This window comes from Campylobacter concisus (assembly GCF_002914195.1).
GTDB classification, from domain to species: domain Bacteria; phylum Campylobacterota; class Campylobacteria; order Campylobacterales; family Campylobacteraceae; genus Campylobacter_A; species Campylobacter_A concisus_M.
Genome location: NZ_PPAU01000098.1, coordinates 1 through 647 on the forward strand (window position 1 = coordinate 1; position 647 = coordinate 647).

At 30.8% G+C, this 647-nt stretch carries 1 protein-coding gene; it reads left to right on the plus strand.

The annotated features are described in order from the left end of the window. On the plus strand, positions 1–550 hold a 550-nt coding region (locus CYP28_RS10350; RefSeq protein ID WP_181000426.1), incomplete at its 5' end, for a hypothetical protein. Positions 551–647: the final 97 nt, after the last annotated feature.

The window sequence follows — 647 nt, forward strand, 5'->3', positions numbered from 1 at the left end:
AAATAAAATAGAGGACAAACAAAACCAAGAGCAGCAAAAGTGTCAAGAACAAAATACCACGATGGTTCAAGCTGAGGAAGAAAAAGAAAAAGTGGAAGATAAAGTAGAAGAAACCCATATTGAAGAAGAGCAAAAACCTTCTATCCCCTTAGACTTTTTTGCAAATAAATTTAAACAAAATGTGCCACAAAAAAATGACAATGAATATATGGACGAAGACGACTTTCAGCCACAGCCAAATTTAGAAAATGTCTATCCAGGTCAAAAACAAGACAATAGTCAAAATAAGTTTTTGAAAGATCCGCAAGACTACATCGACTCTTTAAACGATGAGCTACCTCCTGAAAACATATCTATCAGAGCCGAAGATGATGAGGACATTGAGTTGCATGCACAATTTGACAACACAGACTACATCAATAGCGATATAGTTTCAGATGATGATGTGATAAGCGAAGAAAAGATACAAAATGGAACTGGCTATGAGCTAGAAGAAAAATATGTAGGCTCTGATGAAGACGCAGAAGATGATAGTTTTTCTGTATTATAAAAATATCTTTAATTTAAAAATTAATAACAAATTATAATAATTTATTAAATTATATATCTAATAATCAATAATCTTTATTAATAAATAATCTTTATTG